We start from the raw sequence: 22,703 nt of genomic DNA, 5'->3' as shown, positions 1-22,703 counted from the left end.
CCGAACGACCGAGCGGTGCCGACGTGGTCGTCGGCACCGCTCGGTCGTCGTCGTCGTTCGTCAGTGCTTCGCGTGCGCCTCGAGCGCCCGGAGCAGCGCCGCGACGTGTCGCTCCCGGCCGTACCGGTCCCGCACCCAGGCACGGCACCGGTCCGCCAGCCCCGGTTCGGCCTCGGCGGCGTGCAACGCCTCGACGACCGTGTCGGCCAGCGCTGCGGTCTCGGTCGGATCGACGGTGAAGCGTGCCCACTCGCCGCTCAGGATCTCGGCCGTGCCGCCGGACGCCGCCGCGACGACGGGGCGTCCGGTGGACATCGCCTCGACGACCACGCGGCCGAACCCCTCGGGCTCGATGGAGGGTGCCACCACGACGTCCGCGGCGTGCAGCAACGGGACGACGTCGTCCCGCTCGGGCACCACGACGACGGAGCCGTCGGGCAGCGCGGCGATCGCGCGGTGCACGGCGGGGGCGTCCTCCGGGTACAGCGCACCGGCCAGGACGAGCACCGGAGCCGGGGCGGGCGGTGTGCCGGGCCCGACGAGGACGCGGGCCGACGCGTGGACGCGCCCCCATGCCTCCAGGAGGGCCAGCACGCCCTTCGACCGCGTGAGCCGACCGTAGTACAGCACCACGGGGCGGTCCTGGTCGAGGCCGAGCACCGTGCGCGCGCTTCGCGTGCTCGCAGCGGTGGCGGCGGGGAACGCCGTGGTGTCGACGCCGTTCGGGACCACGTCGACCCGGTCCGGGGGAGCACCGACGGCGGTCCAGGCACGTGCCATCGCTGCGGAGACCGCGAGGTACCGGGTCCGGCCCCCCGCGAACGGGCCGAGGCGACGGTAGTTCGGGGCGTGGTGCAGGTGCACGGCCAGGGGGACGCCGGACACGAACGACACGACGCGGCCCCACGGCAGGAACTCCGGACGGTTCAGCCACAGGACGTCAGGACGCGACCGGCGGAGGCGCAGGCCCTCGCGGACGAAGCGCAGCACGTCCGTCGGGGCGGAGCGGATGCCGAAGCGGTAGTCGCGGGCATGACGCAGTCGGACGCCCAGCTGGTCGAACACCGCGCGGCCCGCGTCCGGGTCGCCGTCCGCGCCGGCTCGGTGCCACACCTCGACGTCGTGGCCGGCCGCGACGAGCTCGCCGACGTCCTCGACGACGCACCGTTCGACGCCGCCGGTGATGGCGAGTCCGTTGGTGGCGACGACGACACGCAGCGGACGGGTGGTGGGACGGGTCATGCGGATCCTCCGCGAGCGAGTTTCAGGCGACGGAAGAACCAGGGCAGGCACGCGGCGACGCCGACGACGCGGACGATGTTCCAGGCCAGGTCCTGCGGCGGGAGGAGCGAGGCCGCGGCGACGACGATCGCGATCGCGATGGCCAGCAGCACCCTGCGTCGGGGACCGCGCCACTCGCGGCGGTCCGGCAGGGCGGCCTGCTGCAGCGCCGCGAGGATGCCGTAGGCGATGACCGTGGCGATGCCCGCGCCGACGATGCCGGTCAGGGGCACCAGCACCAGGTTCGCCGCGATGTTCACGACGCCGGCGACGGCACCGATGACGCCGACCGTCACCCCGCGGCGCTCGACCAGCAGGAGCCGGCCGGTCGCACCGCTCGCGACCACCGGGAACGCGGTCAGCGCGACCACGAAGACGACGACGGTGAGGGACTCGACGCGGTACGACGCCGGCGCCAGGATCGGCAGCGCCACCGGCGACACGAGGGTGACCGCGACGAGCACGGGCGCGAGCAGCATGTAGAGCTCGTCGCGGGCGTGCATCGCGAGCCGGCGGCGGGCCACGGCGTCGCGGAGGGCGGCGAAGTGCGGCGCCCAGGCCTGGTTCGTGAAGGTCAGCAGCAGGATGACCGCGGAGCCGACGACGTAGGCGATCTGGTAGCGGGCGACCTCGTCGGCACCGAGGAGGCGCTGCACGACGAGCCGGTCACCGGCGTTCAGGACGAAGTACGACAGGCTGCCGAGCGCGATCGGGACACCGAGCTTGAACGCCCGGACCGTGGTGCGGTGGTCGAACAGACCGCGGAACCGCGGCTTCGTGGCGACGATGCCGATCACCATCGCGGCGCCCTGCGCCACGACCCCGCCCCACGCGTACGTGGTGGCGTCGGCGTGCACGGCGGCGAGCAGCCCGAGGCCGATGATCGACCCGCCGACGGACGACAGCAGGCTCGTGACGGCGAACACGCGGATGCGGTCCTGGGCGACGAGCAGCGCGAGGGACAGCTGCACGATCGCGGCGGGTCCGGTCCAGAGCACGGCGACCAGCAGCAGCGGGTGCTGGTCGACGAAGCCCGCGGCGTCGCCCCAGAGCGGGATCGACACCAGGGCGAACACGGTGACGGTGACCGCGGTGACCATGCCGACGAACACCAGACCGCGGGCACGCCGGTCGTCGCCGTCCTCGGCGCGCTGCAGCACCGACGCCTGGTCGATGCCGCAGACGGCCACGACCACCAGGGCCTGGTACAGCGCGATCGCCGACGCCAGCACGCCGAACTCGGCCGGCGGCATCAGGTGCGCGAGCACGGGGGAGATCAGCGAGCTCACGACGAGCTGCATCGACCAGACGACCACGTAGAGCAGGCCACGGCCGAACAGCACCGACGAGCCGCGTGCGACGGCGATCGAGTCGGTGTCGGTGGACAGCGCGCCGGGGGCCGCCGGTTGCACGGACGCCTCGAGCTCGTCGTCGTCTGGCTGCGCCGCCAGCGCAGCGGCCTCGGCCGCACGGGCCTCGCGTCGGGTCTGGGGGACGGTCACTGCGCCACCACCACCGGCTGGTCGTCGGCGGACGTCCGGAGCCCGAACGTCGCGTCGACCACGTCGAGCAGGTCGGTGCTGCGCGACGTCGAGAACTTGCGGGCGAACACGTACGGGGTCGACTGGTCGGCCGACGTACGACGCTCCAGCAACCGGCCGGCGTCCTCGATGCCGAGCCACGGCGGGCTCTTCTGCTTCGTGCCGTCCCACCCGATCCACCAGAGCGGCTGCGCCGCGTGGGCGTCCGCGAAGTCCGGGGTGAACTCCGGGGTCAGCAGGACCGACGGCACGAAGGTCTCGTCACCGATCCACACGCGCTCCCAGAACGCCACCAGGTCGGGGCGCTGGTCGAACACGTCGACGACGCCCTGCGCGTGGTGCCGGGCCAGGACCTTGAGCTGCGAGCCGCCGCCGAACACGACGTCACGCGGGACGCGTCGGGGGATCGGCAGGCGCAGCATGTGCTTCCGCCACGCCCAGTGCCGGAACCGCACGCGGGACCGACCGCCGTCCCGACCCCAGGCGGGGTGCGGCAGCGGCTTCGCCTCGACGAACGACCGGCCGGGGTTCGCCGCCAGGAGCGTCGAGATCTCCTCGGCGTCGGCCAACGGGTAGTCGCTGCCGGTCAGCAGGGCCACGTGCGTGGCGTCGGTCCCGGACAGGGCGGCGCGGTAGCCGGCGACCTCGGCCGCGACGTTCTCCCACTTCGCCCACCCGGTGCGCATCCGCGGCAGCACGTGCACCCGTTCGGGCAGGCCGGCGGTCATCGCCTCGAACGCGTCGTCGTCGGTGCTCGCGTCGCAGTGCAGGAACACCGGGAACGGGTCGAGCGCCGCCACGAGCCGACGGACGTGCGTCGGGTCCTCGTGGGCGAGGACGATGCACGCGAGCGGCGTGGGAGTGATGGCCATGTCCGCGACGCTAAGCGGGCCCGCGAACACCGACAAGGGCGGTCGGGACCACCTGCGGGGGAACGGCGGTTTCCCGCAGGCGCCCCCCGATCGAGGGGGATCGGGTCAGCGGGCGCGGCGGAACTTCGGGCAGTCGCAGAGCGCGCAGTCCGTGCCCGGACGGTAGTGCTCGTGCGCCGCCTGGGCGTGCCCGCAGGTGCCGCACGCGGCGTCGTCGGCGTCGAGGTGCACCACGACGAGGTCGGACGCGTCGGGGTCCGGCACCAGTCGCAGCGTCGGGCGTGGACGCCTGGTCAGGCCGAGCCGGTCCATCGTGCGGGCCAGCGGCATGCGTCCTCCTCGTGTCCGGCGGGGACCGGGGTCGCACCGGCGGGTCGACCGGCGTCTCCCGCGAGTCTAGTGGCGGCAAACCGCAGCCTCCCCGCATCCTCCGAGCATCGCGGTTGACCCCCTGTCGACGCGCGCGGAGCATTGCCACGTCCACCCGACCAGACCGGCCCGACGGGACGAACATGACCGACCACACCACCACCGCGGAACGAGCCCTCACACTCGACCCCGCGATGCCCTCGCCCGACGCCCCCACCTGGGTCGGAGCTGCCTGGGTCGGCGCCGTCGACCGGTCCGCAGCGCTCGCCGCCGACACCGTGCACCTCGCCGGCGCCGGCGGCTTCCGCCGCGCCCGCCTCATGGTGCGCGACGGCCGCGACGTCGCCGGGTTCGTCGACGTGCGCGTCGACGACCGCGGGGCGGTGGACCCGGCCGAGCTGGGACCGGCCCTGCGTCGGTTGCCGGCCCCGGGCCTCCCGGTCGACGCCCCTGCGGACGGCGCACGCGTCTCCGTCGTCATCGGCACCCGTGAGCGGCCCGTGGCCCTCGCCCGCGCCGTGCGCTCCGTCCTCGACTCCGCGTACGACGACTTCGAGCTGTTCGTCGTCGACAACGCCCCCGTCACCAGCGGCACCCGCGACGTCGTGGCCGCCGTCGACGACCCGCGCGTGCACTACGTCCTCGAGGCACGTGCCGGCGTCTCCCGGGCCCGCAACGCCGGACTCGCCCGCGCCACCGGCGGCATCGTCGCGTTCATCGACGACGACGTCGTCGTCGACCGCCACTGGATGGCCGCCATCGCCGCCGCCTACGAGCGCGACGCCGACGTCTGGTGCGTCACCGGACTCGTCCCCAGCGGCGAGCTCCGCACCCCCACACAGCGCTTCTTCGACGAGCGGGTGACCTGGGCGCGGAACCTCGAGCGCCGGGTGTACCGCACGTCCGCCCCGCCCGTCGACGAGCCCCTGTTCCCCTTCACCGTCGGCGCGTTCGGCACCGGCGCGAACATGTCCGTGCGCCGCGACGCCGTCCGGCAGCTCGGCGGCTTCGACGTCGCCCTCGGACCCGGCACCCGTGCGCGAGCCGGTGAGGACCCCGACCTGTTCACCCGCGTCCTGCTCGCCGGTGGGGCGCTCGCCGTGGAACCCTCGGCCGTCGTCTGGCACGAGCACCGCAAGGACCGTGCCGCGTTGCGCTCGCAGGCGATCGGCTACGGCACCGGGCTCGGCGCCTGGGTGACGAAGCTCGTGCTGCGGCCCTCGACGGCGTTCGCGGTGTTGCGGCGTGCGGCCGGCGCGCTCCGCCGGCTCGGTGCGCTCGGGCAGGGTGCCGACGAGCGCCCCGTCGACGCGAGCGGCGGCTGGCCCGTCGACGCCGAGTTCACCGCCGCGACGCGCGGGCTCAAGCGCGCCGAGCTGACGGCCGCGCTGGGCGGGCCGTGGCGGTACGTGGCCGGGCGGCTCACCGCGCGCTGAGGCGCGGGCGGGCGCGCTCGCCGCACCCGGTCTGCGACAACGCGGACGTCGTGCGACGACGTGGTTGTCGCTTGTTGCGCGTGCAACGGTTGCGGGCGCGTGGGTGCGACGTCGTCGATGTCGTGCGACGACGCGGGTGTCGCCTGTTGCGCGTGCAACGGTTGCGTGCGCGTGGGGGCGACATCCTCGACGTCGTCCGACGACGCGGGTGTCGTTTGTTGCGCGTGCAATGGTTGCGTGCGCGTGGGGGCGACATCCTCGATGTCGTGCGACGACGCGGGTGTCGCCTGTTGCGCGTGCAATGGTTGCGTGCGCGTGGGGGCGACGTCGTCGATGTCGTGCGACGACGCGGGTGTCGCCTGTTGCGCGTGCAACGGTTGCGTGCGCGTGGGTGCGACATCCTCGACGTCGTACGACAACGCGAGTGTCGCTTGTTGCGTGCGCAACGGACGGACGGGAGGCCCGTGGCGACGCTGCCACGGGCCTCCCGTCCGTCGGGTGGTGCGTCTACGGCCGGAAGCGGCCGGCCTCGACGTCGCGCCAGCGGCGTCGGCTGCGGAACCAGGCGGCCGGGCCGGCGGGGAACCCGCGCAGCTCGTGGTACGCCAGGGTCTTCGGGATGCGCGTGGTCGAGGCGTCGTTGGTGACGTCGGTCGCGGCGTCCCGGCGCCCGGCCAGGCGGGACAGCATCTGCTTCGACTTGACCTTCGCGGCGAGCGGCATCAGGCGGGCCAGGACGGCGACGTGCCGCTTGTCCTTCGCGGCGAGCGCGAACATCAGCGCGGTGAACCCGACGCCGTTGCCGTGCAGCTGCTTGTGCAGGTCCTCGATGGTCTGGCGGTGCCGGTGGTGCACGACCGCGCGCGGCTCGAAGCCGATCTTCCCGCCGCGCCACAGCGTCTCGATGAACATCGCCAGGTCCTCGCCGCCGCGGGCGGGGGAGCCGGCACCGAGGGTGTGGTCGAAGCCGCCGACGGCCTCGATCAGGGTGCGGCGGTATGCCATGTTCGCGCCGGCGCCGTACGCGCCGATGCCGTAGACGGCGAAGTGCTTGAGGACCTCGCCGGACGGGGTGACCGCGGTGACGCGGGCGTGCCGCATGGTGCCCTGCACGTCGTCTGGGACGATCGTGACGGGCGAGAAGGTGCGCTCGGCGCTGAACCCGCCGTAGTACGCCTCGTACCAGATCTGCGCGGGCGTGGTGAGTTCGCTCGGCAGGATGACGCCGGTGACGGCGTCGAGGCCGGGCTCGCTGACGAACCGGGATCCGATGGCGCGGAGCCACTGCGGGTCGACGCGCACGTCGTCGTCCGTGAAGGCGATGACGTCCCCGGTCGCGGCGGCGACGCCGGCGTTCCGGCCGGCGGACAGGCCGGGGCGGCGCTCCTCGACCAGGCGGACGTTCCGTCCGGCGAGCATCGCGGGCAGGGCGTCGCCGGCGGGGACGCGGACGCGGTTGTCGACGAGGATGACCTCGTGCCGCGGGTAGTCGAGGTGCTCGAGGACGTCGAGCAGCTTGCCGAGGTCCTCGACGCGGTCGACGACGGTGGACACGACGACCGAGATGGTCGGCAGGTCGTCGTCCGACACCGCGGGGACGTCGGCCAGGACGGTCTCCTGCAGCGCCTCGAGGGCGCGGGCCGCGTCGGCCGGGTCGTCGGTGAGCAGTACGTCGAGGGTGCCGGTGGGGTGGCCGCCGCGGTAGCCGATCACCATGGCGGACTCGCCGGTCTCGTCGGCGACGAGGCGGGGGAGCGGGGCGTCGAGGTCGACGCCGATGACACGGCGCGGTGCGGGCACGGTGTCGGCGGTGTGGAGGGTGGCCATGTCGTGGACGCTACGTGGAGCCGTCGGTACGGACAACGGCGCGGGTCCCCAGTGGCGGGGTTCATGCGGAGTTCCGCAGTGGCGTGCAGGGGCCCCTCGAACGAGGGTGAGCGCTCACCCAGGAAGTCTCCGGGACTTCCAAGGTCACGCTCAGGTCACGGAACCGATGCAACCGGTTGCGGAACCCCGAGGGCGGGCGTAGCTTCCTCCACCAGCAGGCAGCGGCGCCTGCTCCAGGGCAGTGTCGTCGAACCCGATCGATGCCCCCTGGTGATCTCAATGAGGAGACAACGCTGTGAAGACAACACGCTCCAGGGTGCGGTTCGCATCCGTTGCCGGGGTCGCCGTCATCGGCCTCGTGCTCACCGGCTGCTCGAGCGGGAGCTCCGGCGCCGGCTCGGACGACGCCAAGAGCGGCCAGGACAGCCGCGGACCGATCACCTACGTGCAGGGCAAGGACAACTCGAACGTGGTCCGCCCGCTGATCGCGAAGTGGAACAAGGCCCACCCCGACGAGAAGGTCACCTTCAAGGAGCAGTCCGACCAGGCCGACCAGCAGCACGACGACCTCGTGCAGCACTTCCAGGCCAAGGACGCGAACTACGACGTCGTCGACGTGGACGTCGTTTGGACCGCCGAGTTCGCCGCGAAGAGCTGGCTGACGCCGCTGACCGGTGACATGGAGATCGACACCTCGAAGCTGCTGCCGGCCACGGTGAAGACCGCGACGTACAACGACACCCTCTACGCCGCCCCGCAGACCTCGGACGGCGCGCTGCTCTACTACCGCAAGGACCTCGTCAAGACGCCCCCGACGACGTGGAGCGACATGATGGACGACTGCCAGATCGCGAAGGACAAGGGCATCGGCTGCTACGCCGGGCAGTTCGCGAAGTACGAGGGCCTGACGGTGAACGCCTCCGAGGCCATCAACGGCTCCGGCGGTTCGGTGCTCGGCAAGAGCGGGGACCCGGACGTCGACACCGCCGACGCCAAGGCCGGCCTGCAGAACCTGGTCGACGCGTTCAAGGACGGGAACATCCCGGCCGAGGCGATCACGTACCAGGAGGAGCAGGGCCGCACCGCGTTCGAAGCCGGCAAGCTGCTGTTCCTGCGCAACTGGCCGTACGTCTACAACCTGGCGAAGACCGACGGTTCGAGCAAGGTCAAGGACACCTTCGGCGTCGCACCCATCCCGGGCGCGGACGGCGTCGGTGCCTCGACGCTCGGCGGGCACAACGCCGCGATCAGCGTGTACTCGAAGCACAAGGCGACGGCGCACGACTTCCTCGAGTTCCTCATCTCGAACGACACGCAGAAGTTCTTCGCGACGCAGGGGTCGCTCGCCCCGGTCGTCGGTGACCTCTACACCGACTCCGAGCTGACGGCGAAGCTGCCCTACCTGCCGACGCTGCTCAAGTCGATCGAGTCGGCGGAGCCGCGCCCGGTCACGCCGTTCTACCCGGCGGTGACGAAGGCGATCCAGGACAACACCTACGCGGCGCTCAAGGGATCGAAGTCGGTCGACGAAGCCCTGAAGGACATGCAGGACGCCCTCAAGTCGGCGACCAGCAGCTAGCGACACGCGGCGTACGCCGCATCGGACTGGAGGCACGGTGCCATCCCGGCACGTGCCTCCAGTCCGCCCCTACTTGCGTTCCGACACCCCCGGCAAGGAGGCCGACACGTGTCAGCAGCAACCGAGATCCCCGCAGCCATCCCCAACCCGACGGGCATGGAACCGAAGCGCCAACGGCGCAAGGGCGGACTCAACGCCGAGCACGGCCGGTGGGCCGTGTACCTCATCGGCCCGACGATCCTGCTCCTCGCGATCGTCATCGGCTACCCGGTCGTCAGCGCGATCATCCAGTCGTTCCAGCTCGACCAGGGCCTCGACAAGACCACGCAGCTGTTCGTGGAAGGCGGTTTCGCCGGCATCACGAACTACGCGCACTGGCTCGGCCAGCAGTGCGGCAACGTCACCTGCCCGCCCGGCAGCCTCGGCTCCCAGTTCTGGGTGTCGATGGGCAACACGTTCTTCTTCACGGTCGTCACCGTGGCCTTCGAGACGGCCATCGGCGTCTGGATGGCGATCATCATGAACCGCAACTTCAAGGGCCGCGCGCTCGTCCGTGCCGCGATCCTGGTGCCGTGGGCGATCCCCACCGCCGTCACCGCGAAGCTCTGGTACTTCATCTTCGACGCGAACGGTGTCCTGAACCACGTGCTCGGGCAGCAGATCCTGTGGACGAGCGGCGAGTGGGCGTCCCGGTGGGCGGTCATCATCGCCGACACCTGGAAGACCACGCCGTTCATGGCGCTGCTCATCCTGGCGGGGCTGCAGCTGATCCCGGAGGAGGTCTACGAGGCCGGCAAGATGGACGGCGCGTCGACGTTCCAGCGCTTCGTGCTCATCACGCTCCCGCTGATCAAGCCCGCGCTGATGGTCGCGATCCTGTTCCGCGTGCTCGACGCGCTGCGCATGTACGACCTGCCACAGATCCTGACCGGCGGCGGCGGTGGTTCCGGCAACGCCACCACGACCCTGTCGATCCTGGTCGTCGAACAGATCCGGCAGGGCTTCAACTCCGCGTCGGCCCTGTCGACCATCACCTTCCTGGTGATCTTCATCGTGGCGTTCGTCTTCGTCCGGTTCCTCGGCGCCAACGTCGTGCAGACGCAGGCCGCCCAGCAGAAGGGTGAACTCAAGTGACCCTCGCAGCAGACCGACCCCGGTCCACCGCAGCAGCACGCGACCGCGCCGTCGACCGCGCCGACGTCCGAGTCCGCCGCGACACCGGCCCCCGCATCCGCACGGCCGTGCAGGCGATCGTCATCGCCGTGTGGTGCCTCCTGCCGTTCTACTGGATGGTGGTGACGAGCTTCCGCGACGTCGGGTTCACGTTCGACGCCACCCCGTGGCCGACGCACGTCACGCTCGACAACTACGCGACGGCGTTCTCCACGTCGCTCGGCAACCACCTCGGGCAGGCGCTCGCCAACAGTCTGCTCATCGGCGGCGTCGTGACGATCATCGCCCTGCTCGTCGGCACCACGGCGGCGTACGCGCTCGCCCGACTCGAGTTCGGCGGCAAGTCCCTGATCGCCGGCGCGATCCTGGCGGCGTCGATGTTCCCGGGGGTCGCGCTCATCTCCCCGCTGTTCCAGCTCTTCACGGACATCGGGTGGATGGGGTCGTACCAGGCGCTGATCCTGCCGAGCATCTCGTTCGTGCTGCCGCTGACGGTCTACACGCTCGCGTCGTTCTTCCGCGAGATGCCGTGGGACCTCGAGGAAGCAGCGCGCATCGACGGGTGTACCCGGGTGCAGGCGTTCCGGCGGATCATCCTGCCGCTCGCCGCCCCCGCGGTGTTCACGACGGCGATCCTGGCGTTCATCTCGAGCTGGAACGAGTACCTGATCTCCTCGCAGCTCTCGAGCGACGCGACGCAGCCGGTGACCGTGGCGATCGCCTCGTTCGCCGGGTCGCAGCCGCACCAGGAGCCGTACACGGCGGTCATGGCCGCAGGCACCATCGTCACGATCCCGCTCGTGGTCCTCGTGCTCATCTTCCAACGACGCATCGTGGCCGGCCTCACCGCCGGCGGCGTGAAGGGCTGACGACCATGGCACAGCGCGGACCCACCCGGCCCACGGCCCGGATCGAAGAGGCGATCGGCTTCGTCGGCATGTTCGGCATCCTGTTCCTCGGCGCCACGGTGTTCTGCGAGGTCACCGGTCGCCCGGCACTCGGCTGGGCGCTCACCCTGCTGGTGTGCGTGCTCGGGGTCGTGGCGCTCGACCGGTGGCGGGTGCGGGTGCTCCGCCGGCACGCCGAGGTCGACGGTGTCGGTGCCACGCCCGCCATCGCCCCCGTCCGAGCTGCGCGCGGCGACGACGCCCGTCGTCGGCCGCGGCCCTCCGCGGACGGGCGGGTGCACCAGCACAGCGGGTGGGACGAGCTCGCACCAGCGGGTCGTCGAGCGCCGCACGGCGCACGCCCGGCCGCAGCGGCCGTCGTGCACGCCACCCCCGGCACTGCAGCCGACCGTCCGGCGGGCGTTCCGCACCGTACGGACGGCTGACGGGCCTCCCGGGTCGCATCGATGGGGATCCAGGAGATCGCGACCGTCACGGGACTGTCGAAGTCCACGGTGTCGCGGGCGCTGCGCGGCATGGAGAACGTGGCGGAGACCACGATCGACGAGGTCCGTCGGGTCGCCGACGAGCTCGGGTACGTCCCGAGCTCGGCGGCGGCCGGCCTCGCCACCGGGCGGCAGCGCGCCGTGGGCGTCGTCGTCCCGGTGATCGACCGGTGGTTCTACGTCAAGGCACTCGGCGGCGTCGACGCAGAACTCCGGCGGGCCGGGTACGACCTCGTGCTCTACAACCTGGGCGGGCCGGGCGGCGACCGCGACCGGGCGTTCCGACGGTCGATGCTGCGGCACCGCGTCGACGCCCTCGTCCTGCTGTCCCTGGTGCTCGACGCGACCGAGCGCGCCGAGCTCGAACTCACCCGGCACCCGATGATCGTCATCGGTGGACCCGCACCGGGCCTGCGGAACATCGGGGTCGACGACCGAGCCGTCACCCGGATCGCGGTCGACCACCTGTGCGGCCTCGGGCACCGACGCGTCGCCTACGTCGGCGGGCAGGACGAGGCCGGCATGAACGTCGCGGTGCCGCACCTGCGGCGGGACGGCTTCGTGGACGCGATGCGGGCCGCCGGACACGCGGTGCCGGACCGGTGGCTGCTCGACGGACGGTTCTCGTTCGCCGGTGGACTGGCGGCGGGGAACGCGCTGTTCGGCGGGCACGCTGGTGCCGGTGCCGGTGCCGGTGCCGGTGCCAGGCTCGATCGCCCGACTGCCGTGGTGTGCGCCTCGGACGAGATGGCGCTCGGGGTGCTCCTCGCTGCGGCGCAGGCCGGACTCTCGGTGCCGGCCGACGTCTCTGTGATCGGGATCGACGGCCACGAGTACGGCGCGACCGTCGGGCTGACGACCGTGGCGCAGGACCCGGAGGCGCAGGGGCGGGCAGCGGCGCGAGCGGTGCTCGCCGAGGTCGAGGGCGGCGCTGCCGGAGCGATCGTCGCGGCGCCGGCGCACCTGGTGGTGCGGGGGACGACGGGGCCGCCGCCGGGGTGAGGCGTGGCGGGGCGTGGGCTGGATCGACTCGGAACGACGATCCCGATGTCGTACGACAACAGGAAGGTCGTTCCGAGTCGACGCCGCCCCGAGCCCGCCCGGCCAGCCGCGGGTAGCGTCGCCCGCATGGAGGTCACGAAGCTCGAACACGCCTGCCAGATCCTGTCGGACGGCGACGCCCGCCTGGTGCTCGACCCGGGCGACTTCACCCGCCCCGTCGACGCGACCGGGGTCCTCGCGATCGTCGTCACGCACGAGCACCCCGACCACGTCACGCCGGAGCAGCTGCACCGGATCCTCGACCGGAACCCCGACGCCGTCGTGTTCGGCCCCGAGGGCGTCCGCGCGGCGCTCGCCGACTCCGGCATCGCGGTCGAGGTCGTCACCGACGGGGACCACCGCACCGTCGGCCCGTTCGCGCTCGACTTCCACGGCACCCGGCACCAGATCATCCACTCCTCGGTGCCGATCGTCGACAACACCGGCGTGCTCGTGAACGGCAGGCTCTTCCACCCCGGCGACTCCTACACCGACCCGGGCGTCCCCGTCGAGGTCCTCGCCGCACCGGTCGGCGCCCCGTGGCTCAAGGTCGCCGAGATGATGGACTACGTCGCCGCGCTCGCACCGGCCCGCGCCTACCCGATCCACGAGGCCACGCTCTCCGACATCGGCTACGGCATGCACACCGGGCGGCTGCGCGAGGCGCTCGCCCCGCACGGTTCGCTCGAGATCCTGCGGCCGGGGGAGTCGCTCACCATCTGACCGCGCCGGACGCGCCGTGGTCGCTTCGTGAGCAGAAATGGTCGGGTGGACCCGACTGACGCGACCATTCCTGCTCACGAAGCGCGGCTCCGGACGTGCGCGCGGTCGGACGGGAGGCCCGTGGCGGGCCCGCCCCGCGCCTCCCGTCCGATGGGCGGTCGCGTCCACGGCCGCGCGACCGACGCACCCGTACCGAGCGCCGTATGCCGGGCGCGGCATGGCGGCACACCCGGGCGACACGCCTCGTTTTGGTGCGATGCGCGGCTTGTGCAATACTTGTCGAGTTGTCGGAACGGCCCCATCGTATAGCGGCCTAGTACGCTGCCCTCTCACGGCGGTAACGCGGGTTCGAATCCCGCTGGGGTCACCACAGGTGACATGCTCCGAGTCCGACAACAGCCGCGGCCCCATCGTATAGCGGCCTAGTACGCTGCCCTCTCACGGCGGTAACGCGGGTTCGAATCCCGCTGGGGTCACCAGCACACGAAACCCCCGACGAGCTCCGGCTCGCCGGGGGTTTCGTCGTCGTGTGCCAGGCTGAGGCCGTGTCCAGCGCCGTCCAGCTCATCCGGTCCGCAGCCCTCAGCGACGTCGCGGAGTACGCCTACGCCGCAACCGTCCCCGCCGGTACACGGTTGGTGTTCCTGGCGGGGGCGTGTCCACTCGACGAGGACGGCGCGACGGTCGCCGTCGGGGACGTCGCCGGGCAGGCCGCGCAGTGTGTCGCGAACCTGCGGACCGCGCTCGCGGCCGCCGGCGCGGGCATCGACGACCTCGTGCAGACGCGGGTGCTCGTGGCCACGACCGAGCAGCAGGACCTCGTTGCTGCCTGGGACGTCGTCCGCGCCGCGATGGGGGACCACGACGTGCCGAGCACGCTGCTCGGCGTGACCGTCCTCGGCTACGACGACCAGCTCGTCGAGGTCGAGGCGATCGCCGCCGTCGCCGGCTGACGCGGTACGCTGATCGGGTCGTCAGACCCGGCAGTGGGGCCTGCCGGACCCAACCGCGCACCAGCCGCCAACGGTCCCTATCCCGAGAACACCGCACGCGCGGAGACGATCCGGCGTGCTCGGCGATAGGAGCACCATGACCGACGAACGGCCACCGCACCTCCGCTGGGGCTTCCTCGGCCTCGTCGCGCTCGGTGGGGCGATCGGCACCGCCGTCCGGGCCGTGCTGGCCGACGCGTTCCCCGCCCACGACGGCATCAGCTGGGTGATCCTCGTGATCAACGTCGTCGGTGCCTGCTGCCTCGGGTTCCTGCTCGACGCCCTCGCGCACCGCGGCCCCGACGTCGGACGCCGCCGCTCGCTCCGGCTGTTCGTCGGCACGGGCGTCCTCGGCGGGTTCACGACGTACAGCACCCTCGCCGACGACACCGCGCAGCTGCTCGACGTCGGTCGATGGGGTGCGGGCACCGGGTACGCACTGCTGTCGGTCGTCCTCGGGCTCGCCGCCGTCGCGCTCGGGATCTGGCTTGCCGGGCGGCTCCGACCACCGTCGACCGGCCGGGACGGGGGCGCGTCGTGAACCCGCTCGACCTGCTGCTCGTCGCCGTCGGCGGGGGAGTCGGTGCCGCGCTCCGCTTCCTGCTGGACGGACTCGTCAAGACCCGCACGTCCCGCTCGCGGACTGCCGGGTTCCCGCTCGGGACCGTGCTCATCAACGTGTCCGGATCGCTCGTGCTCGGCCTGCTCACCGGCCTCGGGCAGGCCGGCACGATCCCGCTCCCGGCGGTCGCGGTGCTCGGGACGGGCATGATGGGTGGGTACACGACGTTCTCGACGGCGAGCGTCGAGACCGTCCAGCTCCTCCGATCCGGCAAGCCCCGGCTCGCCGTCCTGTACGGCCTCGGGATGCTCGTCGTCTCGGTCGGCGCAGCCGCGCTCGGCCTCTGGATCGGAAGGAACTCATGACCTCGGAACGCCCCGGCGAACTCGTCCTCGTCCGTCACGGAGAGACGGAGTGGTCGAAGAGCGGGCAGCACACCGGCCGCACCGACATCCCGCTGACGGAGAACGGTGTCGAGCAGGCGAAGCGGGCCGGCCGGTACCTCGCCGACCGTTCGTTCGCGCTGGCCCTGTCGAGTCCGCTGCAGCGTGCGCGTGACACCGCGCACCTGATCGGCGTCGACCCCGAGCTCGACGAGGACCTGTACGAGTGGGACTACGGCGCCTACGAGGGACTCACCACCCCGCAGATCAAGGTGCTGCGCCACGGGCCCTGGGACCTCTGGACCGACGGAGTGCCCGCCGGTGACACGCCCGGTGAGAACGCCGCCGAGGTCCGGGTCCGCGTCGAGCGCATCCTGAACCGCGCTCGTCCGGTGCTCGCCGAGGGGCAGGACGCCGTCTTCATCGCGCACGGCCACGTGCTGCGGGCTCTCGGCGCCGCGTGGATCCGGCTCGCGCCGCAGGACGGTGCCGTGCTGAAGCTCGGGACCGCATCGGTCAGCGTCCTCGGCTACGAGCACGGCCGCCCGGTCATCGACGCCTGGAACATCCAGCCCCGCGACTGACGTTGCCGCTTGATCGGCCTCGCGAAAGCGACAGGTCCGCGGAACGCGGGTCCGTCCAGTCGACGAAAGCGGCAGAATTCCGCGGTTTTTCCGCAGCGATCTGTCGCTATCGCAGGACGCGGTGGTTACGACCACACGACGGACGGGAGGCCCGTGGCAGCCCCGCCACGGACCTCCCGTCCGTCGTCCGCGGCCGTTCCTTCCCCTGTCGCGCGCGATGGCAGGCGGAATCGGGCGTTCCTGGTCGAAAGGAACGATCCGGTACGCCCGATTCGACCAGGTATGCCGGAACGACCCGCGTCAGACGGTCCGGATCGCGCTCGTCGCGCCGAGGGCCCGGCCGCGCCGCCGCTCGATCGCGCGCCCCACGACCAGCAGGCCGACGCTGACGAGCGCGCCGAGGGTGGTCTGCGCGACGCGGTCGAGCGCGAGCAGCTCCGGCGCCTCGGGCAGGCTGAGCCACGACACGGCGAGGGCGAGCGGGGTCAGGAACAGCAGGCAGACGGCGTAGTTCCGCGCCACGAAGATCTCCGCGAAGAACTGCCCCACGACGGCGATGACGACGATCCACCACGCCGACGGCTCGAGCAGCAGGACCCCGACGGCGATGACGGTGCCGCCGATCGTGCCGATGAAGCGCTGGAACGCCCGGACCACGGTGTGCCGCTGACGGAGCGCGGGCAGGGTCGACACCACCGCGATGACGGCCCAGTACGGGTGCCCGAGCCACGGGATGGTCGACGCCACCGCTCCGGCGACGAGCGACCCCACGACGTTGAGTGCCACGGTCTCCCACAGCGCAGCCGTGCGGAGGATGCCGAGGTTGCGCTCCTTGCGGGGTGCGAGCGGTCGGAACCGGTGCGGGGCGCGCGGGTGCAGGACCCGCCGCAGGACGGACCCGGACATCGCGACGAGCCACGCCCAGACGACCGAGCAGACGATGATGGTGGCCACGAGGGGGACGTCGGCGGGGCGCAACGGCACGAGTGCGGAGACCACGAACGCGAACACCGGGAAGATCGGCTGCGCGGGGATCGTCCGGAGCGTCGACAGGGTGCAGACCGCGACGACGATCACCACGACGAGCCCCGTCGCCTGCAACCACAGCGGGGAGCCGACCAGGGCGACGCCGATGCCGGCGAACATGCACAGCGTCTGCAGGGCACCCGCCACGCCGGTGGTCACGGCCCGTTGCCGGTACGGCTCGGTCGCCCCGAAGATCGCGGTGAAACCGGCGAACATCGCGAACGCGGCGTAGCCCGGCATCCCGAGGGCGATGAGCAGTGCCAAGGGGGCGCCACCTGCGATCGCTGCGCGTGCTGCGCCCTCGAGGTTGATCGTCCGGGTCGAGTGCGCAGGTGTCGTCATGTCCCGACCATCTTCCCACCGCGACGGGTGTCGGGGAGTCGCCACGGGCCTCCCGGTCGACCGCCGCACCACGTGACGACCGCGGCCCTCGTTGGTATACCAACCTGGTAGAGTCGGCGGATCGCGCCGCGTCAGCGGTGACCGCAGCGCCGCACCAGCGGCGCCGGACGACGAGAACGAGGGAGTCGAGCTCATGGGTAGGACGCTCGCCGAGAAGGTGTGGGACGACCACGTCGTGGTCAAGGGCGAGGACGGCAAGCCGGACCTCCTCTACATCGACCTCCACCTCGTGCACGAGGTCACGAGTCCGCAGGCGTTCGACGGTCTGCGCCAGGCCGGCCGCCCCGTGCGCCGCCTCGACCTGACGATCGCGACCGAGGACCACAACACCCCGACGCTCGCCATCGACCGCCCCATCGCGGACCCGACGAGCCGCACCCAGATCGAGACCCTGCGCCGCAACTGCGCGGAGTTCGGCGTCCGCCTGCACTCGCTCGGCGACAAGGAGCAGGGCATCGTGCACGTCGTCGGTCCGCAGCTCGGCCTGACGATGCCCGGCATCACGGTCGTCTGCGGCGACTCGCACACGAGCACCCACGGCGCGTTCGGGGCGATGGCGTTCGGCATCGGCACCTCCGAGGTCGAGCACGTCCTGGCCACGCAGACCCTGCCGCTGAAGCCCTTCAAGACGATGGCGATCACGGTCGAGGGAACGCTGCGCCCGGGCGTCACCGCGAAGGACATCATCCTGGCGGTCATCGCGAAGATCGGGACCGGCGGCGGGCAGGGCTACGTGCTCGAGTACCGCGGCTCCGCGATCCGCGCGCTCTCGATGGAGGGCCGGATGACCATCTGCAACATGTCGATCGAGGCGGGAGCCCGCGCCGGCATGGTCGCGCCCGACCAGACCACCTACGACTACGTGCAGGGCCGCGACCACGCGCCGACCGGTCAGGACTGGGACGACGCCGTCGCGTACTGGGACACCCTGGCGACCGACGACGACGCCGTCTTCGACGCCGAGGTCTTCATCGACGCCGACGAGCTCGAGCCCTTCGTCACCTGGGGCACGAACCCCGGCCAGGGCGTCTCGCTGTCCGAGCGCGTGCCGGACCCCGCGAGCTACAGCGACCCGAACGACCAGGCCGCGGCGCAGCGGGCGCTGGAGTACATGGACATCGCCGCCGGCACCCCGATGAAGGACATCGCCGTCGACGCGGTGTTCATGGGTTCGTGCACGAACTCGCGGATCGAGGACCTGCGGGCCTTCGCGTCGATCATCGCCGGGCGCGAGAAGGCCCCCGGCGTCCGCGTCATGGTCGTGCCGGGGTCCGCACGCGTGCGGCTCGAGGCCGAGGCCGAGGGGCTCGACGTCGTGATCAAGGAGTTCGGGGCCGAGTGGCGGTTCGCCGGGTGCTCGATGTGCCTCGGCATGAACCCCGACCAGCTCGCGCCGGGGGAGCGCTGCGCCAGCACCTCGAACCGCAACTTCGAGGGGCGCCAGGGCAAGGGCGGCCGCACCCACCTGGTGTCGCCGCTCGTCGCCGCCGCCACCGCGATCCGCGGCACGCTGTCCAGCCCGTGGGACCTGGCGACCGACGACGAGATCGCCGCCGCGACCAGCACGACCACCGAGGGGACCTTCTGATGGACAAGATCACCACCGTCACCGGCATCGCCGCCCCGCTCAAGCGGTCGAACGTCGACACCGACCAGATCATCCCCGCGGTCTACCTCAAGCGCGTCACGAAGACCGGCTTCGAGGACGCCCTGTTCTCCGGCTGGCGGCAGGACCCCGCGTTCGTGCTGAACCAGCCCGAGTTCCAGGGCGCGAAGGTGCTCGTGGCGGGCCCGGACTTCGGCACCGGTTCGTCGCGCGAGCACGCGGTATGGGCACTCCGCGACTTCGGCTTCGCGGTCGTCGTCTCGCCCCGCTTCGCCGACATCTTCAAGGGCAACGCGGGCAAGCAGGGCCTGGTCACCGCGATCGTGACCGAATCGGAAGTCGAGCGCCTGTGGGCCGCCATCGAGGCGAACCCGGGGATCGAGGCGACGGTCGACCTGGTGGCGCAGCGCGTGTCGCTCGGGGATGTGGACGTCCCCTTCGAGATCGACGCTTACACTCGTTGGCGGTTGATGGAAGGGCTCGACGACATCGGGCTCACCCTCCGTGACGAGACCTCGATCACGGAGTTCGAATCCCGCCGCTCCAGTTGGCGGCCGAAGACATTGCCGGTGAAGTAGTGAACTCTCTCGTACAGGACGCAGCAGCCGCAGGGGCGCGCGTGGGCCTCAAGTCGGACGAGATCGTCATCCGCGGGGGCAAGCCGCTCGTGGGGCGCATCGAGGTCCGTGGGGCGAAGAACCTCGCGACCAAGGCCATGGTGGCGTCGCTGCTCGGTGACACCCCGTCGATCCTCAAGGACGTCCCGGACATCTCCGACGTCAAGGTCGTGCGCGGCCTGCTCGAGGTGCACGGCGTGCGCATCACCGATCCTGCACGAGGCGAACTCATCCTCGACCCGTCCAACGTCGAGTCGGCGCACTTCGCCGAGATCGACGCCCACGCCGGCTCGAGCCGTATCCCGATCCTGTTCTGCGGCCCGCTGCTGCACAAGCTCGGCGAGGCGTTCATCCCCGACCTCGGTGGCTGCCGCATCGGCGACCGCCCGATCGACTTCCACCTCGACGCGCTCCGCGCCATGGGTGCGGTCGTCGACAAGCAGGTCAACGGCATCCACCTGACGGCCCCGGACGGGCTGAAGGGCGCGTCCATCGAGCTGCCGTACCCGAGCGTCGGCGCGACCGAGCAGGTCCTGCTGTCGTCCGTCCTGGCGACCGGCGTCACGGAACTGCGGAACGCGGCGATCGAGCCCGAGATCATGGACCTCATCGCGATCCTGCAGAAGATGGGCGCGATCGTGTCCGTCGAGCCGAACCGCGTGATCTTCATCGAGGGTGTCGAGTCGCTCCGTGGCTACACGCACCGTGCGATCAACGACCGCAACGAGGCCGCCAGCTGGGCCTCCGCCGCGCTCGCCACCGACGGCGACATCTTCGTCGAGGGGGCGAACCAGCAGGAGCTCATGACGTTCCTCAACGTCTTCCGCAAGGTCGGCGGCGGCTTCGACGTGCAGGAGGACGGCATCCGGTTCTACCGGGAGCGCGACACCCTCAAGCCCGTCGTCATCGAGACCGACGTGCACCCCGGCTTCATGACCGACTGGCAGCAGCCGCTCGTCGTCGCACTGACCCAGGCCGAGGGGCAGAGCATCGTGCACGAGACCGTGTACGAGAACCGCTTCGGCTTCACCGACGCGCTGAACGAGATGGGCGCCGACATCGTCGTCCACAAGGAGGGGCTGCCCGGGCACGACCGCCGTGTCGCCCGTCGCCCGTTCGAGCAGGCCGCCGTCATCACCGGCCCCACCACGCTGCACGCGGCGAACGTCCGGGTCCCCGACCTGCGCGGTGGCTTCAGCCACCTGATCGCGGCGCTGACCGCCGACGGCGAGTCCCACATCACCAACGTCGGCATCATCAGCCGCGGCTACGAGCACTTCATCCCGAAGCTGCGGAAGCTGGGCGCCGACTTCGACTTCGCGGGTTAGTCGCGGTGTCGGTTCCGCAGCCGGGTGACGGTCCGTCGCGTCCGGATGACGGCCCGTCGCGTCCGACCGACGGTCTGGAGGCCCGGGGTGCGTCCGGTACGCAGGTCGCGACCGGCTTGCCGGTGCGTGGACGGCGGTGGAAGCGCAGGGAGCTCAACCCCGCATTCCGCATCGTGGCCTCGATCGTCATCCCGACGTTCCGGTTCTCGTCGAACTACCACTGGTACGGCCCCAACCGGCTGCCGGCGGACGGTGCGTTCGTGCTCGCGCCGAACCACTTCACGAACATCGACCCGCTGGTCGTCGGCACCGCCGTGTACCTGAGCCGGCGTGCGCCGCGGTTCCTGGCGAAGGCGTCGTTGTTCAAGGTGCCCGTGTTCGGCAAGCTGATGTCCGGCATGGGGCAGATCCCGGTCGAGCGCTCCGGCCGCACCCGGTTGAGCGATCCGCTCGGCGGCGGTCGGTCGCTCATCGAACAGGGTGGGGCGATCATCGTCTACCCCGAGGGCACGCTCACCCGCGACCCCGACCTGTGGCCGATGCGCGGCAAGACCGGTGCCGTCCGCATCGCGCTGGAGAACGACGTGCCGCTGATCCCGATGGCCCACTGGGGCACGCAGGGCATCATGGCGCGGTACTCGAACAAGCTCCGCCTGTTCCCGCGTTCGCGCGTGGACGTCATCGTCGGCGACCCCGTCGACCTGTCCGCCTACCGCGGCCGGCCGATCGACCAGCAGATGCTCGTCGAGGCCACCGAGGTGCTCATGCAGCACATCACCGCCCTGCTCGAGCAGCTCCGCGGCGAGCAGGCCCCGACCACCCGCTGGGACCCGGCGGCGAACAACCAGAAGGAGACCGGCCGGTTTGAGTGACCTCCGCCCGCACGACGATCGTCCCGACCCCGTCGCAGCAGCGCCGGGGGCCTTCGACACCGCCGCGATCCGGGTGGTGATGCAGTCGACCGACAAGCCCCGTGTCGCCGTCATCGGCGCCGGCAGCTGGGGCACCACGTTCGCGAAGGTGCTCGCCGAGGGCGGCGCCTCCACCGTGGTGTGGGCCCGTCGGCCCGAGGTCGCCCGCGAGATCACCGAGACGAAGCGGAACTCCGACTACCTGCCCGGCATCAACCTGCCCCGCACCCTGACCGCGTCGACGTCGCTCGAGCAGGTCCTCGACGGCGCCACCCAGGTGTACGTGTCGGTGCCGTCGCAGACCCTGCGCTCGAACCTCGACGCCATCCGTGAGCTCCTGCCGTCCGGTGTGCCCGTGGTCAGCCTGATGAAGGGCGTCGAGAAGAGCACCGGCCTGCGGATGAGCGAGGTCCTGCTCCAGGGGCTCGGCATCGACCAGGACCGCATCGCCGTGGCGAGCGGGCCGAACCTGGCGCTCGAGATCGCCCGTCGGCAGCCGACCGCCGCCGTGGTGTCGTCGTCGAGCGTGGAGACCGCGACCGCCGTCGCCGCCGTCGCGACCAACCCGTACTTCCGGTCGTTCATCAACACCGACGTCATCGGCACCGAGTTCGGCGGCGTGCTGAAGAACCTCATCGCCGTGGCGATCGGCATCGTCGACGGCGTCGGCTACGGCGAGAACACCAAGGCGTCGATCATCACGCGCGGGCTCGCCGAGATGACCGAGTTCGCGGTGTCGCTCGGCGCGCAGCCGTCGACCCTGTCCGGCCTCGCGGGCCTCGGCGACCTCATCGCCACCTGTCAGTCGCCGCTGTCCCGGAACAACACCGCCGGGCGCCTGCTCGGGCAGGGGTACCGCTTCGACGAGGTCGTCCGGCAGATGAACCAGACCGCCGAGGGCCTGGCGTCCGTCGCGCCGATCCTCGAGCTCGCCGCCGCGAACGGCGTCGACATGCCCATCGTCAGCCAGGTCGGCGAGGTCCTCGCCGGTAGGCTCGATCCGCGCAACATCGCGCCGCACCTCACCGAGACCGACGAGCCGCAGGGCGAGTGACCG

Annotated in this window: 22 protein-coding genes and 2 tRNA genes; 18 read left to right on the top strand and 6 right to left on the bottom strand. The window is 71.7% G+C overall.

Going from position 1 to position 22,703, the window contains the following annotated elements:
* Positions 1-60: 60 nt before the first annotated feature.
* From ACVKXF_RS10960 to ACVKXF_RS10945, 4 genes are all read right to left on the bottom strand, one after another.
* A complete protein-coding gene (locus ACVKXF_RS10960; protein ID WP_456795705.1) occupies positions 61-1,242 on the bottom strand; it encodes a glycosyltransferase family 4 protein in 1,182 nt (393 codons plus the stop codon).
* A complete protein-coding gene (locus ACVKXF_RS10955) occupies positions 1,239-2,783 on the bottom strand; it encodes a lipopolysaccharide biosynthesis protein (protein WP_456795704.1) in 1,545 nt (514 codons plus the stop codon). Before ACVKXF_RS10955 ends, ACVKXF_RS10960 begins: the two co-directional genes overlap by 4 nt.
* The gene (locus ACVKXF_RS10950; RefSeq protein ID WP_456795703.1) at positions 2,780-3,694 is read right to left on the bottom strand and encodes a beta-1,6-N-acetylglucosaminyltransferase; all 915 of its coding nucleotides are present in this window, start codon (positions 3,692-3,694) and stop codon (positions 2,780-2,782) included. The genes ACVKXF_RS10955 and ACVKXF_RS10950 overlap by 4 nt, the downstream gene beginning before the upstream one ends.
* A 105-nt stretch (positions 3,695-3,799) precedes the next feature.
* On the bottom strand, positions 3,800-4,024 hold the full coding sequence (locus tag ACVKXF_RS10945) for a hypothetical protein (protein ID WP_123312254.1): 225 nt from the start codon (positions 4,022-4,024) through the stop codon (positions 3,800-3,802).
* A 182-nt stretch (positions 4,025-4,206) separates the two neighbouring features.
* On the opposite strand from ACVKXF_RS10945, the gene ACVKXF_RS10940 reads away from it, so the two are divergent.
* The gene (locus ACVKXF_RS10940; protein ID WP_456795702.1) at positions 4,207-5,499 is read left to right on the top strand and encodes a glycosyltransferase family 2 protein; all 1,293 of its coding nucleotides are present in this window, start codon (positions 4,207-4,209) and stop codon (positions 5,497-5,499) included.
* A gap of 507 nt (positions 5,500-6,006) precedes the next feature.
* On the opposite strand, the gene ACVKXF_RS10935 is transcribed toward ACVKXF_RS10940, so the two are convergent.
* Entirely contained in the window at positions 6,007-7,326 is a 1,320-nt protein-coding gene (locus tag ACVKXF_RS10935) for a glycosyltransferase (RefSeq protein WP_456795701.1), read from the bottom strand.
* Positions 7,327-7,621: 295 nt separating this feature from the next.
* On the opposite strand from ACVKXF_RS10935, the gene ACVKXF_RS10930 reads away from it, so the two are divergent.
* The 12 genes from ACVKXF_RS10930 (at position 7,622) to ACVKXF_RS10875 (ending at position 15,756) form a co-directional block, all read left to right on the top strand.
* Positions 7,622-8,905 carry an ABC transporter substrate-binding protein gene (locus ACVKXF_RS10930; protein WP_456795700.1) on the top strand — a complete coding sequence of 428 codons (1,284 nt, stop codon included), beginning with the start codon at positions 7,622-7,624 and terminating at the stop codon, positions 8,903-8,905.
* A 156-nt stretch (positions 8,906-9,061) separates the two neighbouring features.
* A complete protein-coding gene (locus tag ACVKXF_RS10925) occupies positions 9,062-10,039 on the top strand; it encodes a carbohydrate ABC transporter permease (protein ID WP_396291127.1) in 978 nt (325 codons plus the stop codon).
* On the top strand, positions 10,036-10,947 hold the full coding sequence (locus tag ACVKXF_RS10920; protein ID WP_456795699.1) for a carbohydrate ABC transporter permease: 912 nt from the start codon (positions 10,036-10,038) through the stop codon (positions 10,945-10,947). The genes ACVKXF_RS10925 and ACVKXF_RS10920 overlap by 4 nt, the downstream gene beginning before the upstream one ends.
* 5 nt (positions 10,948-10,952) lie before the next feature.
* Positions 10,953-11,411, top strand: coding sequence for a hypothetical protein (locus ACVKXF_RS10915; protein ID WP_456795698.1), 459 nt, complete (start codon positions 10,953-10,955; stop codon positions 11,409-11,411).
* Positions 11,412-11,432: 21 nt separating this feature from the next.
* Positions 11,433-12,473, top strand: a complete 1,041-nt coding sequence (locus tag ACVKXF_RS10910; RefSeq protein WP_456795697.1) for a LacI family DNA-binding transcriptional regulator — start codon at positions 11,433-11,435, stop codon at positions 12,471-12,473.
* A 126-nt stretch (positions 12,474-12,599) separates the two neighbouring features.
* The gene (locus tag ACVKXF_RS10905) at positions 12,600-13,235 is read left to right on the top strand and encodes an MBL fold metallo-hydrolase (RefSeq protein ID WP_456795696.1); all 636 of its coding nucleotides are present in this window, start codon (positions 12,600-12,602) and stop codon (positions 13,233-13,235) included.
* 294 nt (positions 13,236-13,529) lie between these two features.
* Positions 13,530-13,605, top strand: a tRNA-Glu gene (locus tag ACVKXF_RS10900).
* A gap of 33 nt (positions 13,606-13,638) precedes the next feature.
* Positions 13,639-13,714, top strand: a tRNA-Glu gene (locus ACVKXF_RS10895).
* 66 nt (positions 13,715-13,780) lie between these two features.
* Positions 13,781-14,188 carry a RidA family protein gene (locus ACVKXF_RS10890; RefSeq protein ID WP_123312262.1) on the top strand — a complete coding sequence of 136 codons (408 nt, stop codon included), beginning with the start codon at positions 13,781-13,783 and terminating at the stop codon, positions 14,186-14,188.
* Positions 14,189-14,324: 136 nt separating this feature from the next.
* Complete coding sequence (locus ACVKXF_RS10885) at positions 14,325-14,768, top strand: fluoride efflux transporter FluC (protein WP_456795695.1); 444 nt, start codon at positions 14,325-14,327, stop codon at positions 14,766-14,768.
* Complete coding sequence (crcB, locus tag ACVKXF_RS10880; protein WP_456795694.1) at positions 14,765-15,154, top strand: fluoride efflux transporter FluC; 390 nt, start codon at positions 14,765-14,767, stop codon at positions 15,152-15,154. Before ACVKXF_RS10885 ends, crcB begins: the two co-directional genes overlap by 4 nt.
* Positions 15,151-15,756, top strand: a complete 606-nt coding sequence (locus ACVKXF_RS10875; RefSeq protein WP_123312265.1) for a histidine phosphatase family protein — start codon at positions 15,151-15,153, stop codon at positions 15,754-15,756. The genes crcB and ACVKXF_RS10875 overlap by 4 nt, the downstream gene beginning before the upstream one ends.
* 300 nt (positions 15,757-16,056) lie before the next feature.
* On the opposite strand, the gene ACVKXF_RS10870 is transcribed toward ACVKXF_RS10875, so the two are convergent.
* A complete protein-coding gene (locus ACVKXF_RS10870; protein ID WP_340196907.1) occupies positions 16,057-17,124 on the bottom strand; it encodes an FUSC family protein in 1,068 nt (355 codons plus the stop codon).
* 193 nt (positions 17,125-17,317) lie between these two features.
* Here ACVKXF_RS10870 and leuC point away from each other — a divergent pair, with 193 nt between their 5' ends.
* The 5 genes from leuC (at position 17,318) to ACVKXF_RS10845 (ending at position 22,700) form a co-directional block, all read left to right on the top strand.
* Complete coding sequence (leuC, locus tag ACVKXF_RS10865) at positions 17,318-18,772, top strand: 3-isopropylmalate dehydratase large subunit (protein WP_456795693.1); 1,455 nt, start codon at positions 17,318-17,320, stop codon at positions 18,770-18,772.
* Positions 18,772-19,368, top strand: coding sequence for a 3-isopropylmalate dehydratase small subunit (gene leuD, locus ACVKXF_RS10860; protein ID WP_123312268.1), 597 nt, complete (start codon positions 18,772-18,774; stop codon positions 19,366-19,368). Before leuC ends, leuD begins: the two co-directional genes overlap by 1 nt.
* On the top strand, positions 19,368-20,735 hold the full coding sequence (murA, locus tag ACVKXF_RS10855; RefSeq protein WP_123312269.1) for a UDP-N-acetylglucosamine 1-carboxyvinyltransferase: 1,368 nt from the start codon (positions 19,368-19,370) through the stop codon (positions 20,733-20,735). Before leuD ends, murA begins: the two co-directional genes overlap by 1 nt.
* Before the next feature lie 173 nt (positions 20,736-20,908).
* On the top strand, positions 20,909-21,607 hold the full coding sequence (locus ACVKXF_RS10850) for a lysophospholipid acyltransferase family protein (RefSeq protein WP_456795692.1): 699 nt from the start codon (positions 20,909-20,911) through the stop codon (positions 21,605-21,607).
* A gap of 79 nt (positions 21,608-21,686) precedes the next feature.
* Complete coding sequence (locus ACVKXF_RS10845) at positions 21,687-22,700, top strand: NAD(P)H-dependent glycerol-3-phosphate dehydrogenase (protein ID WP_456795719.1); 1,014 nt, start codon at positions 21,687-21,689, stop codon at positions 22,698-22,700.
* The last annotated feature ends 3 nt before the right edge of the window (positions 22,701-22,703 follow it).

The organism is Curtobacterium sp. PvP017 (genome assembly GCF_054060195.1).
This window is presented reverse-complemented; position numbering and strand designations above follow the sequence as displayed.